The 16,801-nt window shown below is 46.6% G+C and carries 18 protein-coding genes and 1 tRNA gene; 17 read left to right on the plus strand and 2 right to left on the minus strand.

What is annotated here, in order from left to right; translation table 11 throughout:
- Positions 1-10: 10 nt before the first annotated feature.
- The 12 genes from PG862_RS07970 to PG862_RS08025 all read left to right on the plus strand — a co-directional run bounded on the left by PG862_RS07970 (position 11) and on the right by PG862_RS08025 (position 9,295).
- The gene (locus tag PG862_RS07970; RefSeq protein ID WP_107001485.1) at positions 11-316 is read left to right on the plus strand and encodes a hypothetical protein; all 306 of its coding nucleotides are present in this window, start codon (positions 11-13) and stop codon (positions 314-316) included.
- 64 nt (positions 317-380) lie between these two features.
- Positions 381-776, plus strand: a complete 396-nt coding sequence (locus PG862_RS07975) for a BlaI/MecI/CopY family transcriptional regulator (protein ID WP_107001486.1) — start codon at positions 381-383, stop codon at positions 774-776.
- A complete protein-coding gene (locus tag PG862_RS07980) occupies positions 773-1,051 on the plus strand; it encodes a hypothetical protein (protein WP_147353412.1) in 279 nt (92 codons plus the stop codon). The genes PG862_RS07975 and PG862_RS07980 overlap by 4 nt, the downstream gene beginning before the upstream one ends.
- Positions 1,052-1,081: 30 nt before the next feature.
- Positions 1,082-1,840, plus strand: a complete 759-nt coding sequence (locus tag PG862_RS07985; RefSeq protein WP_270707052.1) for a M56 family metallopeptidase — start codon at positions 1,082-1,084, stop codon at positions 1,838-1,840.
- A 2-nt stretch (positions 1,841-1,842) separates the two neighbouring features.
- Complete coding sequence (locus PG862_RS07990; protein ID WP_107001488.1) at positions 1,843-2,067, plus strand: hypothetical protein; 225 nt, start codon at positions 1,843-1,845, stop codon at positions 2,065-2,067.
- 511 nt (positions 2,068-2,578) lie between these two features.
- On the plus strand, positions 2,579-3,802 hold the full coding sequence (gene tyrS / locus PG862_RS07995; RefSeq protein WP_270707053.1) for a tyrosine--tRNA ligase: 1,224 nt from the start codon (positions 2,579-2,581) through the stop codon (positions 3,800-3,802).
- A 323-nt stretch (positions 3,803-4,125) separates the two neighbouring features.
- Positions 4,126-5,040: a phosphate ABC transporter substrate-binding protein gene (locus PG862_RS08000; RefSeq protein ID WP_118684308.1), complete on the plus strand. Its 915-nt coding sequence runs from the start codon at positions 4,126-4,128 to the stop codon at positions 5,038-5,040.
- Between the two features lie 197 nt (positions 5,041-5,237).
- Positions 5,238-6,173: a phosphate ABC transporter permease subunit PstC gene (pstC, locus tag PG862_RS08005; protein ID WP_118684326.1), complete on the plus strand. Its 936-nt coding sequence runs from the start codon at positions 5,238-5,240 to the stop codon at positions 6,171-6,173.
- Positions 6,166-7,041 carry a phosphate ABC transporter permease PstA gene (gene pstA / locus PG862_RS08010; protein WP_107001491.1) on the plus strand — a complete coding sequence of 292 codons (876 nt, stop codon included), beginning with the start codon at positions 6,166-6,168 and terminating at the stop codon, positions 7,039-7,041. Before pstC ends, pstA begins: the two co-directional genes overlap by 8 nt.
- A gap of 21 nt (positions 7,042-7,062) precedes the next feature.
- A complete protein-coding gene (pstB, locus tag PG862_RS08015; RefSeq protein ID WP_118481980.1) occupies positions 7,063-7,818 on the plus strand; it encodes a phosphate ABC transporter ATP-binding protein PstB in 756 nt (251 codons plus the stop codon).
- A 104-nt stretch (positions 7,819-7,922) separates the two neighbouring features.
- Positions 7,923-8,585, plus strand: a complete 663-nt coding sequence (gene phoU / locus PG862_RS08020) for a phosphate signaling complex protein PhoU (protein WP_118481981.1) — start codon at positions 7,923-7,925, stop codon at positions 8,583-8,585.
- A 107-nt stretch (positions 8,586-8,692) separates the two neighbouring features.
- The gene (locus PG862_RS08025; RefSeq protein ID WP_270707056.1) at positions 8,693-9,295 is read left to right on the plus strand and encodes a DedA family protein; all 603 of its coding nucleotides are present in this window, start codon (positions 8,693-8,695) and stop codon (positions 9,293-9,295) included.
- 33 nt (positions 9,296-9,328) lie between these two features.
- Here the strand turns inward: PG862_RS08025 and PG862_RS08030 are convergent, their stop codons facing one another.
- Positions 9,329-10,228 (minus strand): MBL fold metallo-hydrolase, encoded by a 900-nt coding sequence (locus PG862_RS08030; RefSeq protein ID WP_270707058.1) that lies wholly within the window; start codon positions 10,226-10,228, stop codon positions 9,329-9,331.
- Between the two features lie 75 nt (positions 10,229-10,303).
- A tRNA-Arg gene (locus PG862_RS08035) sits at positions 10,304-10,375 on the minus strand.
- Between the two features lie 120 nt (positions 10,376-10,495).
- Between PG862_RS08035 and PG862_RS08040 the strand changes: the two genes are divergently transcribed.
- The 5 genes from PG862_RS08040 (at position 10,496) to metA (ending at position 16,627) form a co-directional block, all read left to right on the plus strand.
- Positions 10,496-11,281 (plus strand): hypothetical protein, encoded by a 786-nt coding sequence (locus PG862_RS08040; RefSeq protein WP_270707059.1) that lies wholly within the window; start codon positions 10,496-10,498, stop codon positions 11,279-11,281.
- A 169-nt stretch (positions 11,282-11,450) separates the two neighbouring features.
- Entirely contained in the window at positions 11,451-12,476 is a 1,026-nt protein-coding gene (queA, locus tag PG862_RS08045) for a tRNA preQ1(34) S-adenosylmethionine ribosyltransferase-isomerase QueA (protein WP_107001497.1), read from the plus strand.
- 192 nt (positions 12,477-12,668) lie between these two features.
- Positions 12,669-13,457 (plus strand): pseudouridine synthase, encoded by a 789-nt coding sequence (locus tag PG862_RS08050; protein WP_270252660.1) that lies wholly within the window; start codon positions 12,669-12,671, stop codon positions 13,455-13,457.
- Between the two features lie 112 nt (positions 13,458-13,569).
- Positions 13,570-15,531 carry an NAD-dependent DNA ligase LigA gene (gene ligA / locus PG862_RS08055; protein WP_270707060.1) on the plus strand — a complete coding sequence of 654 codons (1,962 nt, stop codon included), beginning with the start codon at positions 13,570-13,572 and terminating at the stop codon, positions 15,529-15,531.
- 172 nt (positions 15,532-15,703) lie between these two features.
- Positions 15,704-16,627, plus strand: coding sequence for a homoserine O-acetyltransferase MetA (metA, locus tag PG862_RS08060; RefSeq protein ID WP_118467007.1), 924 nt, complete (start codon positions 15,704-15,706; stop codon positions 16,625-16,627).
- Positions 16,628-16,801 lie beyond the last annotated feature (174 nt).

The raw sequence follows: 16,801 nt of genomic DNA on the forward strand, positions 1-16,801 counted from the left end.
GGGAGATGCAATGAAAGAGAATAGAGTATCAAATGAATTCCGTCAAGGAAGAGAAGCAACGTTTGCCGCTTTATTAATGGAACTGTGTCTTTGTGGGGAGCGAATTGCTTCCATAATGGGAATTAGAAATTGGTATGATCAGGTGGGAACTGTTAGAATTTTTCTTTGTATTTTGATTTTTTGTTATTATTATATAATTAAAAAACCAAGATTATTAGATACGCCTGAATGGTATGAGCTAATGAAAAAAGATAGAGTGATTTATGGAATGTGGATCTTGGAAATGATAATATTAGTTAGTAGTATTGGAACTTGAGTGAAAAACAAAGGGGGCGTCAGTTGCTCCCTTTGTTTCTATAAATTATGAGATTGGGAATTTTATGAAGAATAATTATTTAAGTGAACGAGAAATGAATGTTATGCAGGTTTTGTGGAAGTATGAAAAACCCATGACGGTGACAGAAATTGTAGAATCTGAAAAAGAATTGACAACGCCAACAGTCCATACTGTGTTAAGAAAATTGCTTGATAAGGGTTATGTTCAGGTTATTGATACAGTTCAGACTGGAAAAGTTTTTGCTAGGCGATATAAAGCGAAAAAGACTCAGGATGAAGAAATAGAAGAAAAAATAGAAAAATGTATGAAAAATTCTAGAAATCCTATGTCCTTTGTAAATACAATAACAGCAGCTTTGTTGAATGGAGCAGTAGATGAAGAGTCGGTTATTGACGAATTAGAACGTATAGTTCAAAAAAGAAAAAAAGAGATTTTATGAAAATAACATATACATCAATTTTATCGGCAATATGTAGTTCAATTTTGCTATTGGGTTTTTTGTCGGTTTATATATGGAAAAAGCAAGAAAATTATAGCTTGTATGAAGTAAAATTACTTATTTTTTGCACTGTACTAACAGGAGTAAGATTATTTTTTCCAATAGATATTTGCGGAATAAGTCATACGATAGGAATAAAAATATTATATCCAGAACTTTGTCGCTTTATGCGGGGGAAAATAGGATTTTTAAGTCATTTTTCTGTACTTTTTTAGATTAGTTTACTTGGAAGTTTTCTTATCTTAGTGCAAAAAAGTTTATCATATATATCATTTATAAAATTAATAAAAGAAATAAGACCGATAGAGTATATTCGTGTTAAAAAGTATAAAAAAGTGAAAAAAATACCAATATTGAAAGTTGATAGTATAGAAGATCCATTTATTGTTGGTATAAAAAATCCGTATATAATAATACCGAATATAGATGAAGAAACAAAAAAAATAGTACTCTTGCATGAAGTGGGACATTACATTAAAAGAGATTTATTTTTAAAGTGTTTTTTTGAAATATTATGTCTTTTATACTGGTGGAATCCGTTAGTATACATAGTTCGGTATTATTTTTCTAACATATTAGAAATAAGAAATGATTTAATTGTTTGTAATGAGTTATCTGAAATAGAAAAAATTCATTATGTTGAAATATTGTTAAAAATGTCTAGGACAAAAGCGTTAAAAAGGAGAGGAACACTATCTTTTTTTAATGGAAGTTTTTTGAAAATTAGAATTTCTTCTATATTGAATGAAGAACAAAAAAAACAGGTCAATATTAAGTTGTTCTTTTTCTTAATTGCTATTATATTGTCTGGTACAATAGTAATAGAACCAGTAGCTGATTTGAAGTTGCATGCACCGTATTTTGAAGAAGATGATATAGTCAAAAAAAATAACTTTTTTGTAAAGACAGAAAACGGGTATGAATTATATATGAATGGTACATATATAGGAACATTGGATGAAATACCAAATGAATTAAAGAATATTAATATTAGGAGGAAATAAAAATGAAAAAAACGATCAGAATTTTAGCAGTAATAATTGCTATGACATGTATTTTTTCAGGGACTGCGTTTGCACAAGAGAAAGAGGTGGCTGTTGAAAAATCGAGTTCAATAGCTAGAGCAGATGTTATAAAATATGTTTATAAAGTTGAAAACGGGAAATTATATAGAAGATTATATAATTATTCTAAGGATACGTGGCTGGGAGATTGGGAACTGTGTGACTAAAGTAATAATATGATAATTATATTTAATAAATATGTACACTACTTTTTACGCTTTGAATTTAAAGTAATGTAAAAATTTTATAGCGTGAAGTTTGAAGTTGAGAAATTGCCTTGACAAATAATAAATTTCGCTTATAATACAGAATATACTCAATAACCTTACAAAGGCAATGAAGGGAACAAGTAGAGATCCGCAGGAGAGCGCACAGAAAGCAGCCGGATGATGAGAGGCGCGCGTGAACCGGATATTCGAATACATCCCGGAGCTTCGCACCGAAGAATCTAAAATCGGATCCGATGAAAAGGCTGCGTGGAAAATGTGCGGCGGTTGATTTGGTAGGCTGCGACGTGAGAGACACACGTTATCCGGTCACGGTATCAGAGGGTACCGGCAGAGGCAGATGGGCGCGAGCTGTCTGCGAACAAAGGTGGTAACACGGGAATTTTGCCCCGTCCTTTTTGGAGGACGGGGCTTTTTGTACCCCAAATTTTAATAAAGGAGTAGAGAGAAGATGCAGATTTACGAAGAATTAGTAGCCAGAGGCCTGATCGCCCAGGTTACAAACGAAGAAGAGATCAAAAAACTGGTCAATGAAGGAAAAGCCATTTTCTATATCGGTTTTGACCCGACCGCAGACAGCCTTCATGTAGGTCATTTCATGGCACTGTGCCTGATGAAACGTCTGCAGATGGCAGGCAACAAGCCGATCGCATTACTGGGCGGCGGCACCGGCATGATCGGCGATCCGTCCGGACGTACGGATATGCGCCAGATGCTGACACCGGAGACGATCCAGCACAACTGCGACTGCTTCAAAAAGCAGATGAGCCGTTTCATCGATTTCTCCGATGACAAGGCGCTCTTAGTCAACAACGCAGAGTGGCTGATGAATCTGAATTATGTAAACTTACTGCGCGAGGTTGGACCGCATTTCAGTGTCAACCGCATGCTGACGGCTGAGTGCTACAAGCAGAGAATGGAGAGAGGTTTAAGCTTCTTAGAGTTCAACTACATGATCATGCAGAGCTACGATTTCTACATGCTGTACCAGAAATACGGCTGCAACATGCAGTTCGGCGGCGACGATCAGTGGAGCAATATGTTAGGCGGTACCGAGCTGATCCGCAGAAAGCTTGGCAAGGACGCACACGCGATGACCATCACCCTGCTGTTAAACTCCGAGGGCAAGAAGATGGGCAAGACCCAGTCCGGCGCTGTATGGCTGGATCCGAACAAGACCTCCCCGTTCGAGTTCTACCAGTACTGGAGAAACGTCGCTGACGCGGACGTATTAAAATGTCTGCGTATGCTGACCTTCCTGCCGCTTGAGCAGATCGATGAGATGGATAAATGGGAAGGCAGCCAGTTAAATACTGCAAAAGAGATCCTGGCTTACGAGCTGACCAAGCTGGTACACGGCGAGGAAGAGGCTGAGAAGGCACAGGCAGCAGCGAAAGCACTGTTTTCCAGCGGAAATGCAGCGAATATGCCGACCTACGAGCTGACAGAGGATGATTTCAACGGTGATGAGATCGATATTCTCTCCATCCTGCAGAAATCCGGTCTGGCTCCGTCCCGTTCCGAGGCAAGAAGAAATGTCGAGCAGGGCGGCGTATCTGTAGACGGAAACCAGGTAAAGGATATTAAGGCAGTCTTTAAGAAGGATCAGCTTTCCGGCGAAGGAATGGTTGTCAAGAGAGGTAAGAAAAACTTTAAGAAGGTTGTTCTGAAGTAGGATGTCTGGGGAAATTCACCTGCCTTGTTTGAGAGCAGAATGAAACTCAGTATAAAAATCAGAATCATGCCGCCGGCGATCTCTGCCCGGACTTTCAAGCAAAGCCCGAAGAGATGTCCGGCGGCGTTTCGGATCATGGAGAGAAACAGAGCAAATCCGAAACCATATCTTACATTCACTCCCACAAAAATTACCCAAATTTTACATAAACGATACCAAAACATGATTTCTGTAAATCGAGGAATCTTTTATACTGCGTACTGTAAGAAATCAAGGATAAAAAACTCTGAGAGAAAAAAGAGAGAGGAAAGAGGAATTTTATTATGAAGAAAAATGTTCAGAAAACAATCGCAGTATTAGGAGCAGCCGTTCTGGCAACTGGAATGGTAGGATGTGGTTCCAGCAATACAAATACAAGTGCAGCAGACACAAGCGCAGAAACCAGCGCAGAGAGTGATGCAGCAGCAGATACAACCGAGAACAGCGCAGATGCAGCAGATTTAAGTGGTTCCATCACATTAGCAGGTTCCACCTCGATGGAGAAATTTGCAAACGCACTGGCAGAAACCTTCATGGAGAAATATCCGAACGTGACCGTACAGGCTGAATTTACCGGCTCTTCCGCAGGTATCGAGTCCGTGCTGGCAGGTCAGTGTGATGTCGGTGATTCTTCCAGAGCATTAAAGGATGATGAGAAAGCAAAAGGTGCTGTTGAAAATATCGTAGCTATCGATGGTATCGCCGTTGTCGTTGACCCGTCCAACGCTGTAGATGGTCTGAGCAAGGATGACCTGACCGGCATTTACGACGGAAGCATCACAAACTGGAAGGATGTAGGCGGCAGCGATATGCCGATTGTCGTAGTCGGACGGGAAGCAGGTTCCGGTACAAGAGGCGCATTTGAGGAGCTTCTGGGTCTGGAAGATGCCTGCAAATATGCAAACGAGCTGGATTCCACCGGTGCAGTTATGGCAAAAGTAGCATCTACACCGGGTTCCATCGGATACGTTTCCCTGGATGTAGTCGATGATACCGTTAAGGCAGTTAAACTGGATGATGTAGAGCCGACGGAGGAGAACATCAAGGCAGGCAGCTATTTCTTGAGCCGTCCATTCGTTATGGCAACCAAGGGAGAAATTTCTGAGCAGAATGAGCTGGTACAGGCGCTGTTTGACTATGTATACTCTGCAGAAGGCGATGACCTGATTAAATCGGTAGGTCTGATTACTACGAAGTAAGAAACTGCATCGGAATTTGTGAATATGGATAAAATTACCGGTGAAAACAGGTAAGGATAGAAAAATCAGTAATTCACGAATATATATAATATTGAATAGATTCAAATAATATCGAGTCGCTTGCAGTCAAGCCGCAGAAAGGAAACTCTGCTTTGACCGAAAGCGGCTCGCTGTTCAATCCGAGACAGGAGAGACATATGCACGAAAAGAAATTTACCATTTTTGGAAGCCATGCCACGAAATCAGCGGTAGAGAGGGCAGCGGAAATTATTTTTACCGCCTGCGGCCTGCTGGCAGTGGTGGCAGTTTTTTCAATTACCTTATACATGATTATCAGCGGCACCCCGGCACTTTTTAAGGTGGGTGTTCCGGAAATCTTATTTGGAACCGTCTGGAAGCCGACTGGAAATCCGGCGTCTTTCGGAATTCTCTACGTTATTTTAACTTCCATCGTTGGAACCTTTCTGGCGATCCTGATCGGTGTTCCGATAGGGCTGTTTACCGCTATCTTTCTGGCAGAGGTTGCGCCGCCGAAGGTAGCGGCAGTGGTCCGCCCGGCAGTTGAGCTTTTAGCAGGTATTCCGTCGGTTATCTACGGACTCTTAGGAATTTTGATTTTAAATCCCCTGATGTATAAGCTGGAAATGAAAATTTTTGCCGGTTCCACGACGCATCAGTTTACCGGCGGTGCGAACCTGATATCGGCGGTTCTGGTTCTGGCAATCATGATTCTTCCGACCGTCATCAATATCAGTGAAGCGTCGCTTAGGGCAGTCCCGAAACATTTAAAAAGCGCATCGCTGGCGCTCGGTGCAACGCATATCCAGACGATTTTCAAAGTAATCGTTCCGGCGGCGCACTCCGGCATCATCACGGCGGTGGTTTTAGGCTGCGGACGTGCGATCGGGGAGGCAATGGCGATCAGCCTGGTATCTGGAAGTTCAGTCAATCTGCCGCTTCCATTTAACTCCGTCCGTTTCCTGACAACCGCGATCGTGGCGGAAATGTCTTATTCAGAGGGACTTCACCGGGAAGTGCTCTTTACCATCGGTCTGGTGCTGTTCGTATTTATCATGTTTATCAACACGGTGCTCAGCCGGATGTTTGTGAAGGAGGGCGGCGCAAATGACTGATAATAGAATGAAAAGTATTTACCAGAAGCGCACCCGCATCGGGGACAATATCTTAAAAGTGCTGATTTATCTGGCAGCTGGCGTGGCGATCGCGCTGTTAGTTGGCATCATGGGGTATGTGTTTGTGCGCGGCCTGCCGCAGGTTTCCTGGCAGCTTCTGTCCACGGTACAGAGCTCCCTCAAGGGCACCTTTGGTATTCTGGGAAATATCATCAACACGATTTACATCATTGTAATTACCCTTATCATTGCAGCGCCGATCGGAATCGGCTCCGCCATTTATCTGAACGAATACGCAAAGCCGGGAAAACTGGTGCGGACGATTGAATTTACAACCGAGATCCTGTCCGGTATTCCGTCGATTATTTTTGGCTTGTTCGGTATGGTCTTTTTCGGAATGACGCTGAAGCTGGGTTATTCGGTTCTGACCGGATCCTTCACGCTGACCCTGATGGTGCTTCCGCTGATTACGCGGAACACACAGGAAGCACTCAAAACTGTTCCGGACAGCTACCGCAGCGGCGCACTGGGAATCGGTGCAACGAAATGGTATATGATCCGGACGATCCTGCTGCCGAGCGCGGCACCGGGTATTCTGACCGGCGTCATCCTTTCGATTGGCCGTATCGTGGGCGAGTCGGCGGCGCTTCTGTTTACTGCCGGAAGCGGCTTCCAGCTTCCGAAAAACCTGTTTGGAAAACTGTTTGAGTCGAGCGGCACGCTGACCATCCAGCTCTACCTGTCGATGCAGAAAGCAAAATACGATCAGGCGTTTGGAATCGCGGTCGTGCTTCTGATTATCGTGCTGGGAATCAACCTGCTGACGAGATTTTTGACCAACCGGTTTGATGTGACAAAATTAAAATAAAGTAAAAAATGAGGAAATGATATGGAGACAAAAATTTCTACGTCGGATTTGAATCTGTACTATGGAAACAATCATGCATTAAAAAATATCAATCTGGATATATATGAAAATCAGATCACAGCGTTTATCGGACCGTCCGGCTGCGGTAAGTCTACCTATTTAAAAACATTGAACCGCATGAACGATCTGGTGCCGAATGTAACAATCAATGGAAAGGTGTGGATCGACGGCGAGGATATCTATGATCCGAAGGTTGATACGACGCTTCTTCGCAAGAAGGTCGGCATGGTATTTCAGCAGCCGAACCCATTTCCGATGAGTATTTATGACAATATCGCGTATGGACCGCGGATTCACGGCATTAAGGGAAAGCCAGAGCTGGACGCGATTGTGGAGAAGAGTCTGCGCGGCGCGGCCCTGTGGGATGAGGTCAAGGATCGCCTGAAACGTTCTGCACTGGGACTTTCCGGCGGACAGCAGCAGCGTCTCTGCATCGCGCGTGCGCTGGCGGTTGAGCCGGAGATTCTCCTGATGGATGAGCCGACCTCGGCACTGGACCCGATTTCCACGCTGAAAATCGAGGATCTGATGGGCGAGCTTAAGAAGAATTATACCGTTGTCATCGTTACCCACAATATGCAGCAGGCGACCCGTATTGCGGACTATACGGCATTTTTCCTGGTGGGAGAGGTAGTCGAGTATGCACCGACGACGGATCTGTTCTCGCATCCGCGGGAGAAGAAGACGGAAGACTATATTACCGGACGGTTTGGATGATAGGCGTAAGATTGAGGATTTAAAAATAAGTAGAAAATCAGTTTACTGTTCAGAAGTGGAAAATTTCTGGGCAGAAAACAGGGGAGATGGAGAGGAGATACGGGATGGCGACGAGAGAGGCATTTATACAGGAGTTAGAAGGGCTGAATCAGGAATTGAACGCGATGAGCCAGATGGTGCAGGATGCGATTGACAGTAGTTTTCAAGCGCTTACCGAGCATAATGAAGAGCTGGCACAGAAGGTTATCAAAGGAGACCGGGATGTGGACAATATGGAGCGAAAGATCGAGACACACTGCCTGACGCTGATGTTAAAGCAGCAGCCGGTTGCCAGTGATCTGCGCCATATCTCGACGGCGCTGAAGGTTGTGACCGATCTGGAGCGGATGGGCGATCAGGCAGCGGATATTGCCGATCTGTCCTTGCGCTTAGAGGCAGCGGATTACGGTCTTGTGAGCAAACACCTTCCGGCGATGGTGGCAAATGTAAAAACGATGGTTAAAGATGCAATTCGCGCTTTCATCGAGCGTGATACCGAAACCGCAGAAACCTTTGAGCAGAGAGATGACCTGATTGATGCCTTTTTTGAGCGTGTCAAACGGGAAGTCATCGAATTTCTGAAAAAAGATGGAGACAAATCCGATGTGGCGGTGGATGTGCTGATGGTTGCCAAGTACCTGGAGCGAATCGCCGATCATGCGGTCAATGTGTGCGAGTGGACAGAGTTCTCGGACACAGGGGCCGTGGGGGATGTGATGATTCTCTAGGTTTAATTAAAATCCGGGCATGAAAAATGAAAATTAGATGCCTGGATTTTTTCCGTTCCGCATAAAATAAATAGAATATGTGGAAATAACGTGGAGTGCGATATATCATGCGTGATATAGTGCTGGAACTTTTAAGTTCATACGGATATGCGGGAATGTTTGCCCTGATTCTAATTGAGAATTTGTTTCCGCCGATCCCGTCGGAAGTGATTTTAACCTTTGGTGGATTTATGACAACATATACACGGATGAACATAGCCGGGGCAGTTCTGGCAGCGACGGCGGGCTCGGTGCTGGGGGCGCTGATTCTGTATGAGCTGGGGCGGCATATTCCCGTGCAGAAGTTTTATGCATTTTTGGGCGGGGCATGGGGAAAACGGCTGGGAGTAGAAGCGGAAGATGTGAAAGATGCAGACGGATGGCTGGAGAGAACGGGACGGTCAGCCGTCTTTTTTTGCCGGTTCGTTCCGATCATCCGAAGCCTGATCTCGATTCCGGCGGGGATGGCAAAGATGGAACTGCTGCCGTTTCTCCTTCTGACAACAGCGGGCAGTCTTATCTGGAATACGGTGCTCATCGGAGCCGGCGCGGTGGCGGGGGCATCGTGGGAACGTATTCTGGTGCTGTTAAAAACATATTCCCGCTTCGCCGTGATGGGAGCGGGAATCTTGGGATTTGCAGGGGCGTGTGTGTATTTTCGGAAACGATAACAACAGGAGAGTGAAAATTCATGCAGAAAGAGTTTATTCATTCAAACAAAAATATATGGTGTCATTCTTTACTTCCAGCCGTGCCGTCCCATCGATCACCAGCTGTTCCAGATATGGGCGCAGGTGGCGTTCCTGACGGATGAGCTGGTCGTAGGTACCGATGTGCATTCCGATCAGACGTCGGCTTGCCTGATAAAATTCATCACGCGTCATCGGTCTCTGCAAAAGCTTTGCCAGCTCTGCGAGACGCAGACGGACAAGATCCATATTTTTGTCCGCCAGTTCCCGGATATTGCCATCAAATGGACCTTTGTGCGATAAAATCCAGTGCTGGTAAGGCAGTTTTGTGATTGCTTCCTTGCTTTCCAGATCCAGACCGACGTGGTCGCAGTATGGAAGCTTGACGTGACGCAGGACATTTTCGGTTAAAAGCGCGTCTCCGGCAAAGCAGACGCCGTCCGGTGTGCCGATGACGATGTGGTCGAGGGAATGCCCTGGCAGATGGTGAACCGGGAAGGTTACGCCGCAGAGTGTCACGGAAGTATCCTCCGGCTGGATGATACAGTCAACCGGGCAGCGCTGCTCGGTGTCGATGGAAATCTTTTCCTCCTCGGAGCGCCCGAAATAATTGGTATACCGTTCCAGCGCCGCCTGGGAGGCGATCAGCCCGGCTTCGCCAAGCGACATAGCCAGTGGAATCTGAAAGGCTTCGCGCAGGCGTTTGCTGTTTCCATGATGGTCGATGTGCGCGTGGGAAACGATCAGCCCCGCCGGGGTCAGCCCGGCGTCTTTTAGAGAGCCGACCAGCTCGTCATATTCCTTTGAGTAACCATTGTCAAACAGGATGCAGCGGGTGTCGTCGATGCGGTAGATGCCGACGGCTGTTTTGCCAAGCAGGCAGTCTGTATTTCCAGAAACGTGTATGAGTTCCACGGAAAGAGTCCTCCTTTTATCATGAATAACACAAAAAGCGACGGCTGAGATATCTCCGCTGTCGCTTTTTAAGAATGCGTCTGATAGGAATCGAACCTACGCCTCAGGCTCCGGAGGCCGGCGCTCTATCCACTGAGCTACAGACGCATTACTTGTATGATACTATAATATTTAGAAAATTGCAAGTTTTTTTTCGGAAATACCGCTTGCCGAGTAACCAAATCACCGCTATAATATTAACAATCGAATAAGTCAGGAGGCGGTCGGGTGGGAGAACCGAAAAAGAAACCGGGACGCAGCCGGAAGAACGGAACGGACTGGGAACTGCGCCGCTATGTGATGCTGCTTGCGGCGGTGATTGTATTGATTCTGATTGGCGCGGTGGCGATGTTTTCCGGGAAAATAACAAACATTCTGGGGAAAAAGGATGGCTTACCGGCAGAAATGGTGGATACAGGCGGATCTGGAATGGTGATTGAGCCGGACACGAAAGAATATATTCAGGACTTTGGCGGATGTATTCTGACAGAGAATGGCGAGCCGGGGCTCACAGAGCTGATGAATACTTATTTTCAGGCGGTTTCCGACTGTGATATGGATACGTTTGTGAAGTTGTTTACCTCACAGGATACGAGTGAGGAAGAACACTACCGTCAGGAATTTGAAGAACAGAAGCAGTACATTTCCGGGTACCAGAATGTGAAATGTTATACGACGCCGGGGCTTAGGGACGGCGAGATGGCAGCGTATGTGTATTATGAGATTTTGTATACGGGCGTGGAGACACCGGCGCCGAGTCTGGTGCGGATCTATGCGATCCGGGCGGAGGACGGAAGCTGGCAGATCGATGACGGGAAAATGTCCGAAGAGCTGACGCAGTATTTTGAAGAGCTGTCGGTCAATGAGGATGTGCGCCTTCTCAGCAAGCAGACGGATGAAGCAATGGATGCGGCGATGGAGCAGGATGAAGCGCTGAAAGAGCGCGTGGAATTTATGAAACAGGGCGCATCTTATATGCAGGAGGAGTCAGAACCGGCTGCGTCAAATCCTTAAAATGCTTTATTGAATTCGTCTGGCTGGAAAAATAAAGTTTTTAAGGTATGGAAAGCTGAAAAGCGGACATGCCGGAGTATAGAGAAATGGTTGATAGCATATAAGATATAAAACAGATAGATTTAATAAAGTGAAAGTACAGATATAGAAAGACAAAGAGGCACAAAGAATGGATGTAAAAGATTTTTATTATGATTTACCGCAGGAGTTAATTGCACAGGATCCGCTGGAAGATCGTTCTTCTTCCCGGCTTTTAGTGCTGGATAAAAAGACGGGTGAGATGCAGCATAAGGTGTTTAAGGATATTGTCAATTATCTTCATCCGGGCGATTGCCTGGTGATCAATGACACAAAGGTTATCCCGGCGCGTCTGATCGGAAGCAAGGAGGGAACGGATGCACACATCGAGATTCTTCTTCTGAAACGCCGTGAGAACGATATCTGGGAGACGCTGGTAAAGCCGGGCAAAAAGGCAAAACCGGGAACCGTAATTAATTTTGGCGATGGTTTGTTAAAAGGAACCGTCATTGATGTGGTAGAAGAGGGAAATCGTCTGATTCAGTTCTCCTATGAGGGGATCTTCGAGGAGATTCTTGACCAGCTTGGCCAGATGCCGCTTCCACCGTATATTACACACCGTCTGAAAGATAAAAACCGTTATCAGACCGTTTATGCAGAACATGAGGGATCCGCGGCTGCTCCGACTGCCGGACTTCATTTTACCAAGGAACTGCTGGCACAGATTCAGGAGATGGGAGTGAAGATCGCGCATGTGACACTCCATGTGGGTCTGGGAACCTTCCGACCGGTCAAGGTTTCAAATGTTTTAGATCATCATATGCATTCGGAGTTTTACCGCATCGAAGAAGACGCTGCTAATATGATTAATGAGACGAAGAAAAATGGCGGACGCATTATCTGTGTCGGTACGACAAGCTGCCGGACGCTGGAATCCGCAGCAGCCGAGGACGGCACGATCCGCGCATGCAGCGGCTGGACCGACATTTTCATTTATCCAGGCTACCAGTTCAAGATTCTGGACTGCCTGATCACAAACTTCCACCTGCCGGAGTCCACACTCGTCATGCTGGTATCCGCACTGGCAGGCAGAGAACACGTGCTCACGGCGTATGAAGAGGCGATCCGGCAGAGATACCGGTTCTTTAGTTTTGGGGATGCGATGTTTATTCAGTAAGCAGGATATGTGTTTAAGAAAGACTCATAGTGAACGTGCTATGGGTCTTTTTATTTCATAGGAAAGTGTACCCTATGAAACATTCTTTATTCTTTCGAAAACTGTTTGAACCCCATGGACGAAAATGTTATAATTTTTATACTTTGGTTGCCGGAATCCTACGGCACAATAAATCGAAATGAGATGAATAAAATGCAAAAAAATCAAAATGATAAATCATACAAGAGAGTACAGCCAAGTGAAAAGCAGGAATCCCGGATTCCAGCGGAAGGTGTTCGTTTAAACCGCTTTTTGAGCGAGGCGGGCATCTGCTCCCGGCGGGAGGCGGATCGGCGGATCGCGGACGGGCGTGTGACGATCGATGGGCGCGTGGCAGAGGTCGGGCAGAAGCTGATGCCGGGACAGCGCGTGGCGTGCGATGGCGTAGCGGTGTCCGGCAAGGATGCGCCGGTGCTTTTAGCGGTCAATAAGCCGCGGGGGATTGTCTGCACGACTTCTGATAAAGATCGGGCAGAAAATATCGTAGAATTTTTAGATTATCCGGTCCGGATTTACCCGATCGGGCGTCTGGACAAGGATTCAGAAGGGCTGCTTCTCATGACGAATGAGGGCGAGCTGGTCAACCGGATTCTAAGGGCTCGTTACGGACATGAAAAGGAATATCTGGTAACGGTGGATAAACCCATTGATAGTGAGTTTGTCTGGAAGATGAGCGCAGGAGTGAAGATTTTAGATACGGTTACCCGTCCTTGTGAGGTGGAAAAGACCGGGAAGACGAGTTTCCGGATCATCCTGACCCAGGGACTCAACCGCCAGATCCGCCGGATGTGCGAGGCGCTGGGGTACCAGGTGCAGACGTTAAAACGCGTCCGGATGCTGAACATTACGCTGGATGGGCTGAAAACAGGCGAGTACCGGGAAGTGACAGCGGCAGAGAGACAGAAATTAGAAGATATTTTGAACGGGAAGAAGAATGGCTGAGACAATGTTGTCTGGCAGTCAGTGCAGGTTCACATATGAGGTTGCATAGAAATGCTTGAAAACGCATTCAGAGGCAGTTGGAGAGAGCGATGGGAAAGGTGGAGTCAGATAGATGGCAGAGGACAAGACAAAACGGATACGGGAGCTGATTAGGACGCTGCGGGCAGCAGGGCGCGCCTATTATCAGGAGAGCCGGGAGATCATGAGCAACTTTGAGTATGATAAGCTTTATGATGAACTGGTTTCATTGGAGAAAGAGACGGGAATTGTGTTTGCGAACAGCCCGACGCAGAATGTAGGATATGAGGTAGTCAGTGCGCTTCCGAAGGAGCGCCATGAGAAACCGATGCTTTCGTTAAATAAGACGAAGAGCGTGGAAGAGCTGGCAGACTGGCTCGGCGGGCAGACCGGGCTTTTATCCTGGAAGATGGACGGTCTGACGATCGTCCTGACCTATCAGAATGGAACACTTGTCAAGGCGGTTACGCGTGGAAATGGTGAGATCGGCGAGGTTATCACGGCAAATGCAAAGGCGTTCGTCAATGTGCCGTTAAATATTTCCTACCAGGGTGAGCTTATCCTGCGCGGTGAGGCGATCATCCGGTATTCGGATTTTGAGAAGATCAATGAGCAGATCGAGGATGTCGATGCGAAATATAAGAATCCGCGAAACTTATGCAGCGGTTCGGTGCGTCAGTTAAACAGCGAAATCACAGCGCAGAGACAGGTCCATTTTTATGCGTTCAGCCTTGTAAAGGCGGATGGCATTGATTTCAAAAATTCGCGGAAAGAGCAGTTTGAGTGGCTGAAAACACAGGGGTTTGAGGTCGTAGAGTACCATGAGGTGACGAAAGAGACGCTGCCGGAGACGGTCAAAATGTATTCTGAGGCGATTGCGGAAAATGATACGCCGTCGGATGGACTGGTGCTTTTGTATGATGATATTGCCTACGGCCAGTCGCTGGGGCGGACGGCAAAATTTCCGCGCGATTCGATCGCATTCAAGTGGGCGGATGAGATTCAGGAGACGAAGCTTCTCTATATTGAATGGAGCGCGTCGAGAACGGGGCTGATTAACCCGGTGGCAGTATTTGAACCGGTTGAGCTGGAGGGAACGACGGTCAGCCGCGCCAGTGTCCACAACATCAGCATCATGGAGGCGCTGGAGCTGGGGGCAGGCGACCGGATTACGGTTTATAAGGCAAATATGATCATTCCGCAGATCGCGGATAACCTGACGCGCAGCGGCGTCCGGGATATTCCGGAGGCATGTCCGGTGTGCGGCGGTCAGACGGAGGTGCGCCAGCTCAACGATGTAAAATCACTCTACTGCACGAACCCGGACTGCCAGGCGAAGAAGATCAAGAGTTTTACTCTTTTTACAAGCCGCGATGCGTTAAATATTGCGGGACTTTCAGAGGCGACGCTGGAGAAATTTATCGGTGTCGGCATGATTCATGAGTATGCGGACATTTTCCATCTGGACCGCCATCAGGAAGAGATCGTTGAGATGGACGGATTCGGGCAGAAATCGTATGACAATCTGATTGCGGCGGCTGAGAAAGCGTCCCACACGACCCTGCCGAGAATGGTGTACGGTCTGGGCGTTGCAGGCATCGGTCTGGCAAATGCCAAGATGATTTGCCGTCATTTTAAAAATGATTTTGAGGCGATGCGCCATGCCACCGTGGAAGAGCTGGTCGAGATTGATGGAATCGGGGAAGTTCTGGCGCAGGCGTGGACGGCATTCTTTTCGGATGGAAAGAATAATGCGATCGTCGATCATCTGCTGGCAGAGCTGACCTTTGAGGCAGAAGACGAAGAAAGCAGTGAGGGTGCAGATGAGGCATTCGCCGGGATGAATTTCGTCATTACCGGTTCGCTGGAACATTTCAAAAACCGGAAAGAGCTGCAGGAGCTGATTGAGCGCCGCGGCGGCAAGGTGACCGGAAGCGTGACGTCCAAGACGAATTATCTGATCAATAATGATGTGGCGTCGTCGTCCTCGAAGAATAAGAAGGCGCGGGAATTGGGGGTGCCGATTCTTTCGGAGGAGGAGTTTTTGAAGCTATAAGAGAGGTGAAAAAGCCGGACGCCAGACAGTGTTTAGCTGGCTTTTTTTTGCAGCTTGTGTTATGATTAGGAATGCTGATATAGTTTTTATTGTAAGTAGAAATGAATCATATCGGTATATAATAGAATCCTAAAATTCAAACGAATTTTATATAAAAAGGGGATATATAACCATGCCAATTAAAATACAAAAGGATCTTCCTGCTAAGGCAATTTTGGAATCGGAGAATATATTTGTGATGGATGAGGATCGGGCGATGAGCCAGGATATTCGTCCGCTTGAGATTTTGATTCTGAACCTGATGCCGATCAAGGAGGATACGGAGACGCAGCTTCTGCGGGCACTTTCGAATACGCCGCTGCAGGTGGACTGTTCATTCCTGATGTTGGAAACGCACGTTTCGAAAAATACATCGCAGACGCATTTGAATAAGTTTTATGTGACGTTTGACGAGATACGCCGCAAGCGCTTTGATGGTATGATTATTACCGGTGCGCCGGTGGAGAATATGGAGTTTGAGGAGATCAACTACTGGGACGAGCTGACGAAGATCATGGAGTGGAGCAAGACGCATGTGACTTCGACACTTCATATCTGCTGGGGGATGCAGGCGGGACTCTATTATCATTATGGAATCCAGAAACATCAGAGAAAGACGAAGCTTTCCGGCATTTACAGACATCGTCTTTTGAACCGGAAGATCCCGCTGGTCCGTAGTCTCGATGATTATTTTTACTGCCCGCATTCCCGTTACACGGAAGACCGGGAAGAGGACATTCTGAAACATCCGGAATTGCAGATTCTGGCGAAATCGGATGAGGCTGGCGTATTTCTGGTGATGAATCAGGATGGAAGCCAGATTTTCGTTCAGGGGCATCCAGAGTATGATCGCATGACGTTAAACAACGAGTACCACCGCGATCTGAAAAAAGGCTTAAATCCGCAGGTACCGTGCAACTATTACCCGGACAACGATCCATTTTCCATGCCGGTGCTGAAATGGAGAAATATGTCCAACACGCTGTACTCGAACTGGCTGAATTACTATGTATACCAGATGACGCCGTATGTGCTGAAAGAGGACGAGCAGGAGTAGGAATAGAAATCTGCTATTTATGAGAGTATAAGATATAGAAATAGAGATTTCGATAAAATTGATCGGGGAAAATATCTTCTTCGAACTGGATGGTGGGAGCCGCCGTCGGAGTGGTGCTGCTGGCAGCTGGAATGTTTTTGATTTGGAAGAACCGCAAATAAGGCTGCAGATTAA

Source organism: Clostridium fessum, from assembly GCF_027698965.1.
GTDB classification, from domain to species: domain Bacteria; phylum Bacillota; class Clostridia; order Lachnospirales; family Lachnospiraceae; genus Otoolea; species Otoolea fessa.

Bases quoted from the DNA above. Each gene is read 5' to 3' on its own strand.
- PG862_RS07970 (WP_107001485.1), top strand. From the start codon at position 11: ATGAAAGAGAATAGAGTATCAAATGAATTCCGTCAAGGAAGAGAAGCA.
- PG862_RS07975 (WP_107001486.1), top strand. From the start codon at position 381: ATGAAGAATAATTATTTAAGTGAACGAGAAATGAATGTTATGCAGGTT.
- PG862_RS07980 (WP_147353412.1), top strand. From the start codon at position 773: ATGAAAATAACATATACATCAATTTTATCGGCAATATGTAGTTCAATT.
- PG862_RS07990 (WP_107001488.1), top strand. From the start codon at position 1,843: ATGAAAAAAACGATCAGAATTTTAGCAGTAATAATTGCTATGACATGT.
- tyrS (WP_270707053.1), top strand. From the start codon at position 2,579: ATGCAGATTTACGAAGAATTAGTAGCCAGAGGCCTGATCGCCCAGGTT.
- PG862_RS08000 (WP_118684308.1), top strand. From the start codon at position 4,126: ATGAAGAAAAATGTTCAGAAAACAATCGCAGTATTAGGAGCAGCCGTT.
- pstC (WP_118684326.1), top strand. From the start codon at position 5,238: ATGCACGAAAAGAAATTTACCATTTTTGGAAGCCATGCCACGAAATCA.
- pstA (WP_107001491.1), top strand. From the start codon at position 6,166: ATGACTGATAATAGAATGAAAAGTATTTACCAGAAGCGCACCCGCATC.
- pstB (WP_118481980.1), top strand. From the start codon at position 7,063: ATGGAGACAAAAATTTCTACGTCGGATTTGAATCTGTACTATGGAAAC.
- phoU (WP_118481981.1), top strand. From the start codon at position 7,923: ATGGCGACGAGAGAGGCATTTATACAGGAGTTAGAAGGGCTGAATCAG.
- PG862_RS08025 (WP_270707056.1), top strand. From the start codon at position 8,693: ATGCGTGATATAGTGCTGGAACTTTTAAGTTCATACGGATATGCGGGA.
- queA (WP_107001497.1), top strand. From the start codon at position 11,451: ATGGATGTAAAAGATTTTTATTATGATTTACCGCAGGAGTTAATTGCA.
- PG862_RS08050 (WP_270252660.1), top strand. From the start codon at position 12,669: ATGCAAAAAAATCAAAATGATAAATCATACAAGAGAGTACAGCCAAGT.
- ligA (WP_270707060.1), top strand. From the start codon at position 13,570: ATGGCAGAGGACAAGACAAAACGGATACGGGAGCTGATTAGGACGCTG.
- metA (WP_118467007.1), top strand. From the start codon at position 15,704: ATGCCAATTAAAATACAAAAGGATCTTCCTGCTAAGGCAATTTTGGAA.